The organism is bacterium (genome assembly GCA_022616075.1).
GTDB lineage: Bacteria > Acidobacteriota > HRBIN11 > JAKEFK01 > JAKEFK01 > JAKEFK01.
The window spans coordinates 1-15,850 of sequence record JAKEFK010000215.1 but is presented as its reverse complement, the minus strand read 5'-3'; the positions used below and the strand labels follow the sequence as shown (position 1 = coordinate 15,850).

17 protein-coding genes are annotated in these 15,850 nt (G+C 48.6%); 4 read left to right on the top strand and 13 right to left on the bottom strand.

Going from position 1 to position 15,850, the window contains the following annotated elements; all coding sequences use genetic code 11:
- From L0156_17720 to nuoE, 12 genes are all read right to left on the bottom strand, one after another.
- Window positions 1-303: aminopeptidase P family protein (locus L0156_17720; protein MCI0604830.1), on the bottom strand; the 303-nt coding region annotated here is incomplete at its 3' end.
- A complete protein-coding gene (locus L0156_17715) occupies window positions 300-1,292 on the bottom strand; it encodes an NAD(P)-dependent glycerol-3-phosphate dehydrogenase (protein MCI0604829.1) in 993 nt (330 codons plus the stop codon). The genes L0156_17720 and L0156_17715, both read right to left, overlap by 4 nt.
- A complete protein-coding gene (gene plsY, locus L0156_17710; GenBank protein MCI0604828.1) occupies window positions 1,285-1,878 on the bottom strand; it encodes a glycerol-3-phosphate 1-O-acyltransferase PlsY in 594 nt (197 codons plus the stop codon). The genes L0156_17715 and plsY overlap by 8 nt, the downstream gene beginning before the upstream one ends.
- A 48-nt stretch (window positions 1,879-1,926) precedes the next feature.
- Complete coding sequence (thpR, locus tag L0156_17705) at window positions 1,927-2,514, bottom strand: RNA 2',3'-cyclic phosphodiesterase (GenBank protein ID MCI0604827.1); 588 nt, start codon at window positions 2,512-2,514, stop codon at window positions 1,927-1,929.
- Window positions 2,507-3,724: a competence/damage-inducible protein A gene (locus tag L0156_17700; GenBank protein MCI0604826.1), complete on the bottom strand. Its 1,218-nt coding sequence runs from the start codon at window positions 3,722-3,724 to the stop codon at window positions 2,507-2,509. Before L0156_17700 ends, thpR begins: the two co-directional genes overlap by 8 nt.
- A gap of 85 nt (window positions 3,725-3,809) precedes the next feature.
- Window positions 3,810-4,268, bottom strand: a complete 459-nt coding sequence (locus tag L0156_17695) for a phosphatidylglycerophosphatase A (GenBank protein ID MCI0604825.1) — start codon at window positions 4,266-4,268, stop codon at window positions 3,810-3,812.
- Window positions 4,265-5,686 carry an NADH-quinone oxidoreductase subunit N gene (locus L0156_17690; GenBank protein ID MCI0604824.1) on the bottom strand — a complete coding sequence of 474 codons (1,422 nt, stop codon included), beginning with the start codon at window positions 5,684-5,686 and terminating at the stop codon, window positions 4,265-4,267. Before L0156_17690 ends, L0156_17695 begins: the two co-directional genes overlap by 4 nt.
- A complete protein-coding gene (locus tag L0156_17685) occupies window positions 5,683-7,302 on the bottom strand; it encodes an NADH-quinone oxidoreductase subunit M (GenBank protein MCI0604823.1) in 1,620 nt (539 codons plus the stop codon). Before L0156_17685 ends, L0156_17690 begins: the two co-directional genes overlap by 4 nt.
- Window positions 7,299-9,200: an NADH-quinone oxidoreductase subunit L gene (nuoL, locus tag L0156_17680; protein MCI0604822.1), complete on the bottom strand. Its 1,902-nt coding sequence runs from the start codon at window positions 9,198-9,200 to the stop codon at window positions 7,299-7,301. The genes L0156_17685 and nuoL overlap by 4 nt, the downstream gene beginning before the upstream one ends.
- 1 nt (window position 9,201) lies before the next feature.
- Window positions 9,202-9,501, bottom strand: coding sequence for an NADH-quinone oxidoreductase subunit NuoK (nuoK, locus tag L0156_17675; GenBank protein ID MCI0604821.1), 300 nt, complete (start codon window positions 9,499-9,501; stop codon window positions 9,202-9,204).
- Window positions 9,501-9,986, bottom strand: a complete 486-nt coding sequence (locus tag L0156_17670; GenBank protein MCI0604820.1) for an NADH-quinone oxidoreductase subunit J — start codon at window positions 9,984-9,986, stop codon at window positions 9,501-9,503. The genes nuoK and L0156_17670 overlap by 1 nt, the downstream gene beginning before the upstream one ends.
- Window positions 9,987-9,988: 2 nt before the next feature.
- Window positions 9,989-10,468 carry an NADH-quinone oxidoreductase subunit NuoE gene (nuoE, locus tag L0156_17665; GenBank protein MCI0604819.1) on the bottom strand — a complete coding sequence of 160 codons (480 nt, stop codon included), beginning with the start codon at window positions 10,466-10,468 and terminating at the stop codon, window positions 9,989-9,991.
- Window positions 10,469-10,602: 134 nt separating this feature from the next.
- Here nuoE and L0156_17660 point away from each other — a divergent pair, with 134 nt between their 5' ends.
- Complete coding sequence (locus L0156_17660; protein ID MCI0604818.1) at window positions 10,603-11,364, top strand: class I SAM-dependent methyltransferase; 762 nt, start codon at window positions 10,603-10,605, stop codon at window positions 11,362-11,364.
- A 61-nt stretch (window positions 11,365-11,425) separates the two neighbouring features.
- On the opposite strand, the gene L0156_17655 is transcribed toward L0156_17660, so the two are convergent.
- Window positions 11,426-13,201 carry a hypothetical protein gene (locus L0156_17655; protein ID MCI0604817.1) on the bottom strand — a complete coding sequence of 592 codons (1,776 nt, stop codon included), beginning with the start codon at window positions 13,199-13,201 and terminating at the stop codon, window positions 11,426-11,428.
- A 413-nt stretch (window positions 13,202-13,614) separates the two neighbouring features.
- On the opposite strand from L0156_17655, the gene speY reads away from it, so the two are divergent.
- From speY to L0156_17640, 3 genes are all read left to right on the top strand, one after another.
- Window positions 13,615-14,688 carry a deoxyhypusine synthase gene (speY, locus tag L0156_17650; protein MCI0604816.1) on the top strand — a complete coding sequence of 358 codons (1,074 nt, stop codon included), beginning with the start codon at window positions 13,615-13,617 and terminating at the stop codon, window positions 14,686-14,688.
- Window positions 14,685-15,083, top strand: coding sequence for an acyl-CoA thioesterase (locus L0156_17645; GenBank protein ID MCI0604815.1), 399 nt, complete (start codon window positions 14,685-14,687; stop codon window positions 15,081-15,083). Before speY ends, L0156_17645 begins: the two co-directional genes overlap by 4 nt.
- Window positions 15,084-15,200: 117 nt before the next feature.
- On the top strand, window positions 15,201-15,850 hold a 650-nt coding region (locus L0156_17640; protein MCI0604814.1), incomplete at its 3' end, for a succinate dehydrogenase cytochrome b subunit.

Genomic DNA, 15,850 nt, shown 5'->3' with positions numbered 1-15,850 from the left:
TTCCATCGCAATTGCACGTTTGCTTTTTAACGTTTCCGACAGAATCCGATGAAGATCCTGCCAGCTTCGAAAAATGAACTTTTCTCCGGGTAGATGATCGAGCGTTTCTGCCTCAATCGCGTGAACGATCTTCGTTGGATTTCCATTAGTAGGAATAAAATAGAACCACCGGCGGGTCGCCAGTTTGTCGCCCAATTTTACGATGTGGCGGGCGATGACGTTGCTTCCGCGAAAATCATACAAAAGCCAGCCATCCAGGCTTTCCTCTGCCAGCGCTTTCTGGATCTCCTTTAAAACGATCATTCCTCTTTCAACTCCCGGGACATTAATTGCAAGATCGCGGCGCGCGGGTCATGCGCGTCGTAAATGACCCTGTACACTTGCTCAGTAATGGGCATCGCAACGTTTAATTTTTCAGCCAGCTGATAAATCGCCTTCGTGGTGCGAACACCTTCGGCAACCATCCGCATTTGACTGACAATCTCTTCAATCTTCTTTCCCCGGCCAAGCTCGATCCCCACATGACGGTTCCTGCTGAGATGGCCAGTGCACGTTAAAATCAGATCACCCAGGCCGGCCAGACCCGAAAGCGTCGCCGGATTGGCGCCGAGACGGACCGCAAGTCGATTCAGCTCGGCCAGCCCGCGAGTGATCAAACCAGAAAGTGTATTGTAGCCATACCCAAGTCCACTGACAACGCCTGCGGCGATTGCAATGATGTTCTTAATGCTTGCTCCTACTTCGATGCCTAAAACATCCGGATTGTAATAAAGTCTGAAATAGTGGGAACGCAAATCATTTTGAATCTGTTTCCCGATTTCACGGTTTTCCGTTCCTATGACAACCGCAGTCGGATGGTGTTGCGCTACTTCTTTTGCAAAGCTCGGACCGGAAAGCACGGAAAATTGGAATTGATCGCCGCTCATCTCCTGAGTGATTTCGGAAATTCTTTTTGAGGTTTCCGGCTCCATTCCTTTGATGCAGCTGATCAGAATCGCTCCCGCTTTCCAGTGATCCTGAAACTTTTTGAATGTGGTTCGAAAATGCATGGAGGGCACAACAAGCAGCGAATAGTCCGAGTTAACAACACAGGTTTCATCCGATGTGATCTCGATTTCATCCGGCAATGGAAATCCTGGAAGATAGATGTTGTTTACTCGTTCTTCTTGAATCGCACGCAGGGTGTCCGGACTATGCACCCAGAGACGCACCCGATGGCCGCACTGCTGCGCATGGATCGCCAGAGCGGTTCCCCAGCTACCCGCGCCGATCACAGTGATTGTCTTAGACATTTTTTGGTTCGCCCAATCTTTTTTCTGTTCCCTTGATCAACCTTTGAATATTGGGACGATGACGAAAAATAATCAAGGAGGCACAAATCGCGCCCCAGATCACAACCTCCTGCTCCGCGCTGAACAGCCACGCGAAAACGGGAAACATTCCGGATGCAAGTATTGAACTTACCGATACGATCCGCACAATCGCAAGAACAAGGATGAAGAGGGCGATGCTGCAAAGGATTCCCAAAGGAGAAAGGATGAGAAACGCGCCCGCGCCCGTGGCCACGCTTTTCCCGCCGCGGAATCCAAGAAAAACCGGATAAGCATGACCCAGCACTGCAAAGAACCCTGCAATCGCGCCCCAGACCGTGCCCTCAAGCAAATAGCGGCCCAGAAGTACGGCTGTTGCTCCTTTCGCGACGTCTAAAATCAAAGTGATCAGGCCGATTGTTTTGCCCGCCGTCCTCATTACATTTGTGGCGCCTACGTTTCCGCTTCCCATCTCGCGGATGTCCCGCCCTGTTTTCAACTTCGCCAGTAAGTAAGGAAACGGAATGGAGCCAAGTAGATAAGCACCGATAAAAACAAGGAAATGCATTTTATATCCACAGATGAACACAGATAAACACAGATTTTGATTTAGATTTTATCGGTGTTCATCTGTGTTTATCTGTGGTTTCAACAAAAAATCTTGGAGGATGTGGTATTGGGCGCCTTGCGGTCGAAGAATGCTTTCGTATAGTGAAAAGCTGTTTGCGGTAAAGCCGCCAAAATCTTTGCCGGCGAGGTTCTCCGTTTCATTTGCCAGAAGTAAATGTCCCCTGTGTTCTTTGAATCGCGCGAGGGTTAAATGCGGACTGAATGCGCGATTTTCTTTTTCGAATCCCAATTTGGACATCGCTTCTTCCACGTTTTGCTGTAACGGAAGCAATTCGGGAGCAGATACTCCCACCCATAGAACATTTGGTCTGCGAGCGTTTGGAAAAAATCCGCATCCGCTGGCTTGAATGGAAAGAACGGATTGATCCTTTGCCGCGATGGCCAGAGCGTCTGTAATTTCCGTGAGTTGAGCCGGATCGACATAACCCAAAAACTTTAAGGTGAGATGAATTCCGGAAATGTTGACCCATTTCGCATCGCGCGCAAAAGGTTTCAGTTGTTTCTGCAGTTGTTCTAATTCACCCCGAATAGATTCGGGTAATCCGATTGCAACGAATAAGCGTTTCTTACTCAAGTAGTTTTAATCTCAGCAAGTTGAGCGCGGCCTGCGTGGATGAAAAACGGATTCGCGCCCGGCTGCCAATGAACCGGTATTCCTTTACCGATGTTTCTTTTTCACCGGACAAGCCTATGAAGACCAGTCCCACCGGTTTTTCCACTGTGCCACCATCAGGTCCCGCAATTCCCGTAATGGACAGACCATAATCGGCTTTTGCCAGCGCGCGAATTCCATCAGCCATCGACCGGGCTACCGGTTCGCTGACAGCGCCAAAGGATCGAATCAGGTCGTCCGGAACATTCAGGAGCTTCATTTTGGCTTCATTGCTGTAGGTTACGATCCCGCAATCAAAGTATTCCGAACTTCCTGCGATGTTTGTGATTCTTTCTGCGAGCAGACCTCCCGTGCAGGACTCAGCTACCGCAACTCGCCGGCCGCGTTGTTTTAGAAGTCTGCCAACCACCGCTTCCATCGTTTCCAGATCTTCAGCGTAAATCCAGTGTCCCAGAATCGCGCGTACCTCTGCCGATGCGCTCACGAGCTCATCAGCTGCATTTTCCTGAGCAAGCAAATGAACTTCTATCTCGGAAGGCGCGGCAAGAATCGTGTACTGTACGTCACGTAAGGAACTTGTAACCGGTTTGAGCATTTCATCTACTTGCGATTCCGGCAGCATTCCGATGCGAAAAACTTTTCGCTGATACGCTTGTTCTTTTCGCAGCAAAGGCAAGCCATATTTTTGCCACATCGGTTCCAATTCGAAGGGCGGACCGGGAAGCAAAAATATTTGTTTGCCGGAAGCTTCCAGGTAGATTCCGGGGGCGGATCCGTGATGATTCGGTAACGAGACAGCGCCCTGCGGAACCATCGCCTGTTTTTGGTTGGATTCCGGCATCTTGCGTCCGAATTTACGAAACCGTTCTTCGATTTCTGCCAGAAGATGTGGATCCAGATTCATTGGTATTTGCAGGAATGAACAAAGCGCATCGCGCGTCAGATCGTCAATGGTGGGTCCCAGTCCGCCGGAACATAGAATTAAATCGGCACGCTGGAAGGCGGTTCCGAATGCAAAGACCAGAGAATCGAGTTCATCTCCAACAATCGTTTTTGCGATAACACGGATTCCCTGTTCTTCAAGAGATCTGGTCAGGTAAAGTGAGTTTGTGTCTGAACGGAACGGGCTCAGAAGCTCCGATCCGATGGCAATGATTTCTGCTCTAATCATAAGCTCTTAAACACAGAGACACAGAGGCACAAAGTTAGAGTATAGGATTTTAAGCGTTTTTTCTCTGTGACTCTGTGCCTCTGTGTTAAAAAAGACGTTCCCAGATGTAAACGCCGCCATGCATCAAGATACAACCATAAATGCCAACGAGCACGTCGTCACTCATGATGCCCCATCCATGAGGCAAGCGTTCCGCCTGTCGCGCCGGAATTGGCTTGACGATATCCAGAAACCTGAACAGGAGAAATCCACCCAGAACATACAACCATTGAGGCGGAATCAAAAAAAGAGTGATCAGCTGTCCTGCAACTTCATCAATCACAACGAACGAAGGATCCACAATTCCTGATTCCTTCTCCGCCTTTCCGGCAGACCAGACTCCTACAAAAGTTACGATTACCACGACACCGAGATAAACCTGCCAGTATGGAATCGTTTGAAGTAAAAAATACAAAATCAAACCGGCGAGTGACCCAAAAGTTCCTGGAATAACAGGAATAAATCCAACGTAGAAAAAAGAGGCGATCGCCTTTGCTATTCTCACAATAGCGAGACAGCGCGAGCCAGTTCCAGAAAAAAGCCGGGGAAGAGGCCCAATGAGATTGTTCCCCAAACGGTGAGAATCAACGTGACAATCAACGGAAGTGCAATTCTGGAAACTGGAACAACTGCGGCTTCCTTTTCGGGTATGAACATCGCAATCACAATTCTCAGGTAGTAGTAAAAAGAGATGGCGCTATTCAGAACTGCAAAAACAACGGCCCACACATGTTCTTCCTGCAACACCGCCCGAAAGAGATAGAATTTGCCGAAGAATCCTGCGGTAGGCGGCATGCCACCGAGTGAAACCAGAAACAACATCATGCAAAAAGCGAGAACCGGACGCGTGTAGGCTAGACTCTGATATTGGTCCACATTCAAAATGCCGGCGCTTTTTTCCAGATAAGCAACCACCGCAAACGCGCCGAGATTCATGAAAATGTAGGCTGCAAAATAATACACAATGCTTTGCTGAGCCTGATCAGGCGCGGCGAGCAATCCAAGTAACATGTAACCCGCGTGTGCGATGCTTGAATATGCAAGTAATCGTTTCAAATTGTTCTGCCAGATGGCTGTCAAGTTGCCGACTGACATTGTGACAACGGCAAGAATCCAGATCATCGGCATCCAGAACTGGGAAACTGTCTCCGAAGGGAACGCAACCAGGAACACACGAATCAAACTTGCAAGAGCGGCGGCTTTGACAGTGGCTGCCATGAATGCAGTAACCGGAGTTGGAGCTCCTTCATAAACATCAGGTGTCCACATGTGAAATGGCGCAAGCGAGATTTTGAAGCCATAACCAACTAGCAAGAAAACCAATCCAAGATACAGATAAGTGCGATTGGCAAAATCAGATTTTGCGATTGCTTCGGCAACTATGTTCAATTGAATGCTGCCGGTAGCACCGTAAATAAAAGCGACGCCGTACAGGAAAAAGGCCGATGCAAAGGAACCCAGCAAAAAATACTTCATGCCGCTTTCGGCTGAGAGTGGATCCCGTTTAGCAAATGCAGCAAGCACATATACGGAAAGTGATAGAATCTCCAAACCGATAAAAAGGACCAGGAAGTTTGCGCCGCTGACAAGAAGCATCATGCCAACCAGGGTTAACAATAAAAGGCAGTGGAACGGGGCTGTCGAAAGCGGACTGTCATGCAGTAACAGCAAAGTGATCACTCCGGCCAGACAAAAGAGAAAGGAAGCAAGCAAACTAAATGAATCCAGAACGATCATTCCATCAAAGGCCGCTCCCTGGTGCGCCCAAAGAAACGGCGCGGTCAGAAGCGCCGCGACCAGAACCAGAATTGTGAATGGGTAGGACTTTTGGGCTGATTGCGCAAAGAAAGCATCGAGCAATATTACGATAATCGCTCCCACAAAGAGCATCAAGGGTAGTGAGATAATCCAAAGCGTATTCATAGTCTGTTATGCGCGCGGGATCCTCCCCCCTTATGAAGGGGGGAGTTAGAGGGGGGTTGATTCAGTGTTCGCTGCATTTCCAACCTCTCCCTAACCCCCTCCTTCATAAGGAGGGGGGAGACGCTGATTTGTTCTTTCTTCACTTGTTTTAGAGATTGCTCAACGGAAGTATCCATTTTTCGCAAGAAACTATTGGAATAGATTCCGATCCAGAACATCGCGAGCACGATTGGAACGAGAATCGCGATTTCTCTGCGGTCCAGATCCTTGAGATTCTTGTTTTCCTCTTTATCCAGCGGTCCGAACATCATTCGCTGGAACATCCAGAGCATGTAGACAGCGCCCCAGACCACTCCGGTTGCCGCGACAATCGCGATCCATGCTTTCGCGCGAAATGCTCCCAGCAAAATCAGGAATTCGCCGACAAACCCATTCAGGAGTGGCAATCCAATGGAAGATAGGAGGACAATCAAGAAAAAGAAAAAGAAGAGCGGCATCGATTTCGCTACTCCACCAAATTCCGAAATCATGCGCGTATGGCGCCGTTCATAGATCATTCCCACAAGAAGAAAGAGCGCTCCTGTGCTGAGTCCGTGATTGATCATTTGCAGAATTGCTCCGTGCAGCCCCTGTTCATTGAAAACAAACATTCCGACCATCACGAAGCCGAGGTGACTGACGCTCGAATAGGCAACGAGTTTCTTCACATCAGGTTGAACCATTGCGACCAGTGCGCCGTAAATGATGCCGATCAATCCGAGAATGATGATCAAAGGCGCGAATTTTCCCGCCATCTCCGGAAACAACGGGATTGCAAAACGCAGAATCGCGTAGGTACCCATTTTCAAAAGCACGCCTGCCAGAATCACGGATCCGGCGGTGGGAGCTTCCGTATGCGCGTCCGGCAACCAGGTATGAAACGGGAAGAGCGGGACTTTAATCGCAAACGCCACGAAAAATGCCAGGAAGAGCCAGTATTGCTGATGCGCAGGCAAATCGGTTCCGTAGAGCTGAAAGATATTAAAAGTCGCAACGCCCGTTTGCGCTTCGTGCAAGTTAAAGAGGAATACGATTGCAACCAGCATCAGGGCACTCCCGGCAATCGTGTACAGGAAAAATTTTACGGCTGCATAAATGCGATTCGGGCCGCCCCAGACTCCGATGAGGAAGTACATCGGAATCATCATCGCTTCCCAGAAAAGAAAAAAGAGAAACAGATCGAACGAAACGAAAACTCCCAGAATTCCGGTTTCCAGCATTAGAAGCAGGGCGTAAAACTGTTTCATTTTCGCGCGAATGTCATTCCAGGAAATCAACACGCAAAGCGGCGTCAGGAACGTGGTAAGCAATACAAGGAACAGGCTGAGACCATCGATTCCGATGTAGTATTCGACTCCGATTGAACGGATCCAGGGATGCTGTTCTACGAATTGTGGCTGAATTGTGGATGCATTGAACCAGATGTAAAGAGGGAGTGATACAAGAAAATCAACTAGCGAGATGAGCAATGCGGCGTTGCGAATTCGGTCGGCGCTCGCGTTTTTCCAGAAAAGCAGAACGATTCCACCCAGCATTGGCAAAAACACCACAACCGAAAGGAACGGAAAATTGTTCATCGAACCATCCAGGCGAAATATGCCAGCAAGCCGAGTGTTCCGATCAAAATTGCGGCGGCATAGGCGCGGGCATCCCCGGTTTGGAGACGTCGAAATGCGCCACCGGTGCTTCGCAGTATTGCGCCAATGTCATTCACAAACGCATCGATCATGTTGACATCGATAACACGGAAGAAGAGTTTCTCTGAAAGGAACAGAATGGGCCGCACAAAAATTGCGTGATAAATCTCATCCACGTAGTATTTGCGATACAGGATCTGATGAATCCGCGCCAGGTAAGGCTTGCTTGCGAGAAGTTGCGCAGGCACTTCGGGCTTTTTGTAATGAATCTGGTAAGCGAGATAGATTCCGCCGGCGGCAACAATTAGCGCGGCCAACATCAAACTAACTTCTGTGCCCATGTTGATTTTATGGTGCGGCGTGTCAAAGACCGGCTCCAGAAAATGTCCGAACGCATTCATCCATGGCGTGCCGACCCATCCTCCAATGATGGAAAGCAGAGCCAGCAGGGTTAATGGGAAGAGCATGACCTGACGAGATTCGTGAGCGTGTTTGACAACATGGGCATCCTCAGGCTCAGCGTGAAAGATTCTGAAAATCACGCGGAATGTGTAGTAGGCAGTCAGGAAAGCGGTGATCAGTCCGATTGACCAAACGATCCATTTTCCGTGTTCCATGCTGAAGGCGCCCAGCAGAATTGTATCTTTGCTCCAGAAGCCGGCGAACGGGAGAATGCCTGCAAGAGCAAGTCCGCCAATCCAGAAACGTTGTCCGGTCTTGCGAAGCGGTCCCCAGAGCCCTCCCATTTTTCGAAAATCGGTCTCGTTTGCCATCGCATGCATCACACTTCCGCACGCCAGAAAGAGCAACGCTTTGAAAAAGGCATGAGTCATTAGATGAAAAATTGCTGCCGAAAAAGCTCCCGCTCCAAGCGCCATGAACATGTATCCAAGCTGCGATACTGTCGAATACGCCATCACCCGTTTGATGTCGTATTGCGCCAGGGCCATAGAAGCTGCAAAGATCGCGGTGAACGTTCCGGTTGTCAGCACAACGACGAGAGCAACATCCGATTGTGAGAATAGCGGGAAGGATCTCGCCACCATGTAGACACCGGCGGTTACCATCGTTGCGGCATGAATCAAAGCGCTAACGGGAGTCGGACCTTCCATCGCATCGGGCAACCAAACATGCAGAGGGAATTGCGCCGATTTGCCTATCGCTCCACAAAAAAGCCACAAGGAGGCGGCAGTAATCACCGCAGGCGCTACTGTAGAGGAGCGTGCAAAAACTTCGCGAAAGGTGACGGATCCAAACGCTACAAAAACTGTAAATACCCCGATGAGAAAACCGAAGTCACCGATCCTGTTTACGATAAATGCTTTCTTACCTGCATCGGCGGCGCTTTTCTTTTCAAACCAGAAACCAATCAACAAATAAGAACAAAGGCCAACCAGCTCCCAGCCGACAAATAACAATACATAATTGTTTGCCAGCACCAGAATCAACATGGAAAAAATGAAAAGATTTAAATAGGCGAAGTATCTGCTGTAGTACGGGTCTCCATGCATGTATCCGATCGAATAAATATGGATGAGCAGACCGACGCCTGTCACAACCAGGATCATCACAGCGGAAAGTGGATCGAGGTGGAGTCCGAAAGGAGCGAAAAAACTGCCGGCCTGAATCCAGGGAAAATAATCCACATCGATGACGCGATGTTCCGGACTCATCTGCATGAGTGAATACACGCAATAAAGAGAAAACAGAAAGGACACACCCACGGAGGAGCAGGAGATCAAGGAAGAAAGATGACCGTTGCGATGAGTGGCAAAAGCGATCAGAAGCACACCTGCTGCCGGCGCGATGATGACCAGAAACAGCAGCAGTTCAACCAAGCTAGCCTCTCATGCTTTTCAATTCATCGATCTCGACAACTTTCCGGCTGCGATAAACGAGTAGGATAATTGCCAGACCGACGGTCGCTTCCGCTGCGGCTACCGTGATCACAAAAAAAGCCAAAATCTGACCATCCAGATTCTGAAACACCCGGGAAAAGGTAATGAGCGCCAGATTGACGGAGTTGAGCATCAGCTCAATGCACATGAAAAGCACCAGGAGATTCCTCCTGATCAGGATTCCAAGCACTCCGATCAAAAAGAGCACCAGACTCAGGATGATATAGAAAGCAGGCGGAATCATGTTTCTTCCTTGCGCGCAATATACAATGCGCCAACGACAGAGGAAATGATCAAAATCGAAATCACTTCAAATGGGAAGACGTAAGCCGTAAAAAGCTCACGGGCCAGACTTTTCACGCTGAAATCTGTCATAAGCGGAACAATCTGCGAATCCGCTGATGAAACGGCCCAGATTGTAACTCCTGCGATCAAGAGAAGAATGAGCAGGGACGCCTTACTGTGGATTTTCCACGAGGGGGAAATTTCTTCGCGAACATCCACCATCATGATTACAAAAAGGAAGAGTGTCATGATAGCGCCTGCGTAGATTACGATCTGAAGGATCGCAATGAAATTCGCGTTTAACAGCAGGAAAAGTCCTCCCATGCTAGCGATCACTACGATCAACGAAAGGGCGCTATAGATGGGATTCCTCTGCAAAATCAGGCTCAAAGCGGAAAGAACGGCAGAGACCGCGAACAGAATGAAAAAAGCCAGTTCCATGATTAAGCCTCTTTCAGGCTCCTGAGTTTGTCCAGGATTTCGTCCACACGTTTTAGTGTCAGGTTCTCTTCATAATCGTCATTGACCTGCATCACAGGCGCCGTATCACAGGAAGCGAGACATTCCTGGCGGAGTAAAGTGAAAAGTCCGTCAGCAGTTGTTTCGCCTGCGCGAATTCCGAGTGACTTTTCCAGATGCTGGATCACATCTTCGGCGCCGCAAAGATTGCAGCTCAAGTTGTGACAAACCCACAGCACATTTTTTCCGACAGGTTTCAAGAAAAGCATGGTGTAGAAAGTGGCAACTTCCATGACCTGAGCGGCGCTTATACCCAACAGTTTGGCAACGTATTCAATGCCTTCCGGTTTCACGAATCCCATCTCCCGCTGGACGATGTACAAAGCAGGGATGAGAGCGCTCCTTTTCGAGGGATATTTTTGCAAAAGTTCCTGAAATTCCTTCTCGATAGATTTGGAAAACATAGTAGTTTCGCGGCGTGGGAAATCATATCATAACGGTCTCACGTGATAAATCAGATGCAGTTTAACAAAGTAGCGCGGGCCTCTGGCCGGCAATTCGCAGGCGGGACGCCCGCGCTACTCTGTTAAAATTAATCATGGAAAGGGATCCGTTGAAACGGTTTAGCAGCCGCGTGGAACATTACATCAAACATCGGCCACGTTATCCGCAATACGCTCTGGAATTTCTACAGTGGGAACTCAACCTACAAAGCTCATCTGTGATCGCAGATATCGGATCCGGAAGCGGGATATCGTCTGAATTGTTTCTGGCTGCCGGAAACAAAGTATTCGGAATCGAACCAAACGCGGAGATGAGACAGGCCGCGGAAAAATATCTGTCTGCCTATCCGGACTTTCACAGCATGGATGGCAAAGCGGAAGAGACCGGCCTTCCAGATCATTCCGTCGACTTCATCGTTGCAGGACAAGCCTTTCACTGGTTCGACCGGCAAGCTTGCAAACTGGAATTCTTGCGGATTCTGCGTTCCCGTGGCTGGGTGGTTCTACTCTGGAATGACCGGCGTCAGGATACGTCTTTTGCAAACGCTTATGAAAACTTTCTGAAAACCTATGCAATCGATTACGACGTTGTGGACCATCGTAACATCACCAAAGAAGCACTAAAAGAATTTTTCGGAGGCAAGTCGTTCCATTTCAAAATGTTTGACAACGAACAGGTTTTCGATTTTGAAGGGCTCAAGGGACGAGTGCTGTCCTGTTCTTATATGCCGATGGAAGGGCACACCAATTTTCAAGACATGATCGATGCCTTGAAAATTCTGTTTCAGAGATTTCAGCAAAACGGAACGATCCGCATGGGTTACAACACGTTGATGTACTACGGAAGATTCTCTTGACGCCGAGACACGCGGAGGCGCCGACACGTAGAACGCATCGACGCGCCACGCGTCGACGATTTTAATCCTGGTTGTGCTTTTTTCTCTTTGAGTCCTCTTTTTTCTGTTTCTTCGGTTTTCTCTCCTCATCGTTCTGTTCCTTTGAGGTTACCTCTTCCTGATTTTCGCGGGGAGAGATTTTCTTTCTTTCACTTTCCTGATCTTGTTTTTTGCCGTAATGTTTTTCGACCGCCGGTTCCGGACGGGTCCGTTGGAGCGGTTCAGGCTGTTCCTGAATCACTCGATCCCTTTGCTTCGATTTTCCAGAATCAATATTGGGCCGCTCGAAATCCATATCCTTTTTCTTTTCTACAGGCTTCATTCGTTCAAAGCCCCTTTTCCTCTCCTGCGGAATAGGGGCTGCTTCAAACTTCCTGCGCTCCTTTTGTTGATTCTGCTTTGCTTCGAATTCGGCATCGCGTTTCTGACGGTCCTGTTTCATCTTGAATTCGATCTCGCGATTCTTTTGCTGTTTCAATACGGCATCGGATTCCCGTTCCTTTTTGACCGGCACGGACTTTAACTGCGAATCCCGGTCTTCCGTGTTCCTGTTTCTACCGATTCCAAAAGGAACGTCTTTTTCTTTATGCTCCACTTTGGTTTCGCGCTTCTTTTCAGTTTCAGGCGGATTCGTTCGGATCACTTTTTCCGTTTTTTCACGAACAAAATTCTTGCGCTGATGTTCAACGTTCTTCTGCTGATTGATCGCGTCACGAACCACTTCCTCTTCGGTCAGCTTCTTGATCTTCGGCTGCTTGTTTTCCTGTTTGAAGACTTTGTTTACAACCGGCGCATTCTCCGCCTGGAGTCCCTTAAAGTTCCGTTTCTTTTCCGCAAATGCAGGAGCAATCACATTCTTTACAACACGATTCGCATTTCGGCGGATGTTTTCTTCTTCACCGGACGGGACCACCACTTTCACCCTGCGGTTGTTCGTTTCAATTTCGCGAACCTGAACAGGAGTTTCGTTGATCCTCCGTTTCACAATCCGTTCCAGAGTTGTTCTTTGCAGCGGTCGCGAAGAAATCCGTACGCGCCTGCGGTCAAAGAGCGCTCTTGTGTAATCGGAATCCAGATAGCAATCGGAATAGTTGCTGTAACCATAATGACGCGTGTCAATGAAGATCCACAGGTTTACAACAATGTTTCTGTAACCGGACCCATAAAACAGGTCACCATAACCTGAGTTGTAAGGATCACCGTAGTAATCGTCATCGTAGTAATCATCGTCATAGTAGTCATCGAAGTCGTTATCGTAGTAGTCGAATTGATTGTGCGATCCACGGTAATCGAGATATCCACGCGAGTAATCGTATCCATGAGGCGGCGCCGGCATCCAGCCGATGTTGTCGTAGCCATGGCTCCAAATTACTCGACCTGGATGCCAGTCATAGCCGGGAATCCAGACCCAACCAAAACGTGAGCTCCAGATCCAGTTGCCGTAGTGATAACCGACCCATGCCCACGGTTCATAGCCGGTCCATGTCGGACCGTAGCTGGTGTAGTTCCAGTGTCCCTGTGTAAAAGGACGCCAACCATGGTGGACATAAGGTCTCCAGACCTGACCAAACGGAGCAACCGTTACCCAGGCCCCGTAATCACTCATCACGTTATGAAAACTGATGCGTGGTGTCCTGTATGAATAGGGAAGGGTATAGGGTAAGTAATCGTAGTTTCCAACTGACATATAAAAGTCGTCAGTTCCAAGAGAAAGGGAGAATCCGGAGCTTGCTGAGGCTAAGCCTCCAAATCCCAGAAGCATTACTCCCAAAAGCAAAACACTTAATTTCCGTAACATCGTGAACCTCCTGACGATGGTTGTGTGAGCAAAGGTTGTGCCAATTACTTAAGTCATTTATTCTAAATAGATTACTATTTTGATACGGCGAACAATGTACTCTCCAAAGGACATCTTTTTTGCGTCTTTGCGCCATTGCGTTGATGTCTTATAATTCATGTGCAAACCAATTGGAGAGGTGATTCAAAAATGCCCATTTTCGAATATGTGTGTGCCGATTGTCAGGAGACTTTTGAAAAAATAGTTCAGAAGGAAGAGTCCATTCTCTGTCCGGTTTGCAACGGTCAACGTTTGGAGAAACAGTATTCGCGATTCGGGATGGGAACGTCCTCCAAAGAGAATTATCCATCCCTTCCACTTTACAAATCGGGTGGCTGCTGTTGCAGTCCTGGCAGTTGCGGATGCAAGAACTGATGACAAAAATACCCGGTAAGAAAATCGCGCCAAAGAAAATCGATTCCAATGTTTCTGTTACGGAATTAATCGATCAGGCATTTTTGTCTTACAACGCTGGCCGTTTACGAGAGGGATGCCAGCTATTCTCCGAAAGAATGCTGCAGGACGATGTGACGGTCGGTGTGAGTCTTACCGGAGCTTTGACGCCTGCCGGTCTGGGCATGTCCTGTCTGATCCCGTTGATGGAAGCGGGTTTCATTGATTGGATGGTAAGCACCGGGGCCAATCTCTATCACGATACACACTTTGCGCTCGGCTTAAACATGCATCAAGGCACACCTTTTGTGGACGATGTGAAATTACGACAGGAGGGAATCGTTCGCATCTATGACATCCTTTTTGAATATGATGTCCTCCTTTCCACCGATCAGTTCTACGTAAAATTGGTCAGCGGTGAAGAGTTTCAGCGCTCGATGGGTACCGCTGAGTTTCATTATCTTGTCGGCAAGTATTTAACCGAACGCGAAAAAAAGTTGAATCAGCATAAATCGGTTCTCTCTACTGCTTATCAATGCGGAATACCGGTGTACACGTCCTCTCCTGGCGATAGCTCGATCGGAATGAACATAGCCGGTGTGGCGTTGAAAGGGAATAAATTGGTGATGGATCCGAATCAAGATGTGAATGAAACGACTTCCATTGTTTTGAATGCAAAAATGCATGGAGGTCAGAGCGGCGTATTGATGCTGGGCGGCGGTTCTCCTAAAAATTTTGTGTTGCAAACGGAACCTCAGCTTCAAGAGGTTCTGGGTATCCAGGAAAAAGGGCACGATTATTATCTGCAGTTCACCGACGCGCGTCCTGATACGGGCGGTCTATCCGGCGCAACACCCGGTGAAGCCGTCTCCTGGGGAAAAGTCGATCCTGATAAATTGCCCAACACGGTGGTTTGCTACACGGATACGACAATCGCGCTGCCACTACTAACCGCGTATTCTCTTGCCAAAAAACAACCACGCACTCTCAAACGTTTGTATGACCGCAGGTCCCAGATGATGAACCAGTTGCGCAAAGCAATGAATCTGGAATGAGCGCCCGTTTCACAATCCGATTCCCGGTGCGTTTCCGCGATATCGATGCGCTCGGACATGTCAACAACGCTGTCTATTTCACTTACATGGAAAGCGCGCGAACCGAATACTGGATCAAACTATTTGGAGTTCGTGAGCTTGGCGAGCTTGGATTCATTGTTGCTCATGCGGAGTGCGATTATAAAGTTGCTGCGCGTTTTGGCGATGAGCTCGAAGTGAGTATCTGGACTTCTTCGATTGGAAATTCAAGCTTCGTGTGGGACTACGAAATTCACAACAGTGTTACCCGGCAATTGATAGCAAAGGGAAAAACGATTCAGGTAACCTACGATTACGGCAAAGAAAAAGCGATGCCGGTCCCGGACGATGTCCGTAAAAAACTGCTGGAAAACTAACTTTCTCACCCGCTTCACACCCGTTTTCGTTGCATCGTCTTATCTTTAACTTGTGATATAAATTCATCTTCTTCCTTGGCGACTTGGCGCCTTGGCGGTAAATAAAGGTACACTCAGATGAATCGCGCGCTGGCTATTTATCATTCCTCGATCGGCAAAAAGGCAATCATGGCGGTCACCGGCATGATAGGCATCGCCTTCGTGATCGGGCACATGGTCGGTAATCTGCAGGTCTTCCAGGGCGCGGAAAAATTGAATGCTTATGCAGCCCTGATCCGGCAATATCCTGCGCTGCTTTATTTTGCGCGCGCTGTATTGCTCGGCGCAGTCATTTTGCACATCGTTGCGGCGTATCAACTGTCGCGGATGAGCTGGCAGAGCCGGTCGCAAAGCTACGAAAGGTGGGAGCCGGTCGCTTCCGACTATGCTTCAAGGACGATGCGCTGGAGCGGTCCCATCCTGCTCCTCTTCATCATTTATCACTTGCTGGATTTCACATTCGGCACTGTGAACCCTGATTTCAGACATGGAGACGTATTTCACAACGTGATATCGAGTTTCACATTGTGGTACGTTACTGCCTTCTACGTTGTCTCGATGCTGGCGCTCGGGCTCCACATGTACCACGGAATCTGGAGCATGTTTCAGTCGCTCGGACTGAATAACCCGAAATACAATCAGTACTGGAAAAATCTGGCTGTTATCATTACGGGAATTGTAGTGATCGGAAATATCGCGATGCCGCTTGCCGTCTTTTTCGGATTTGT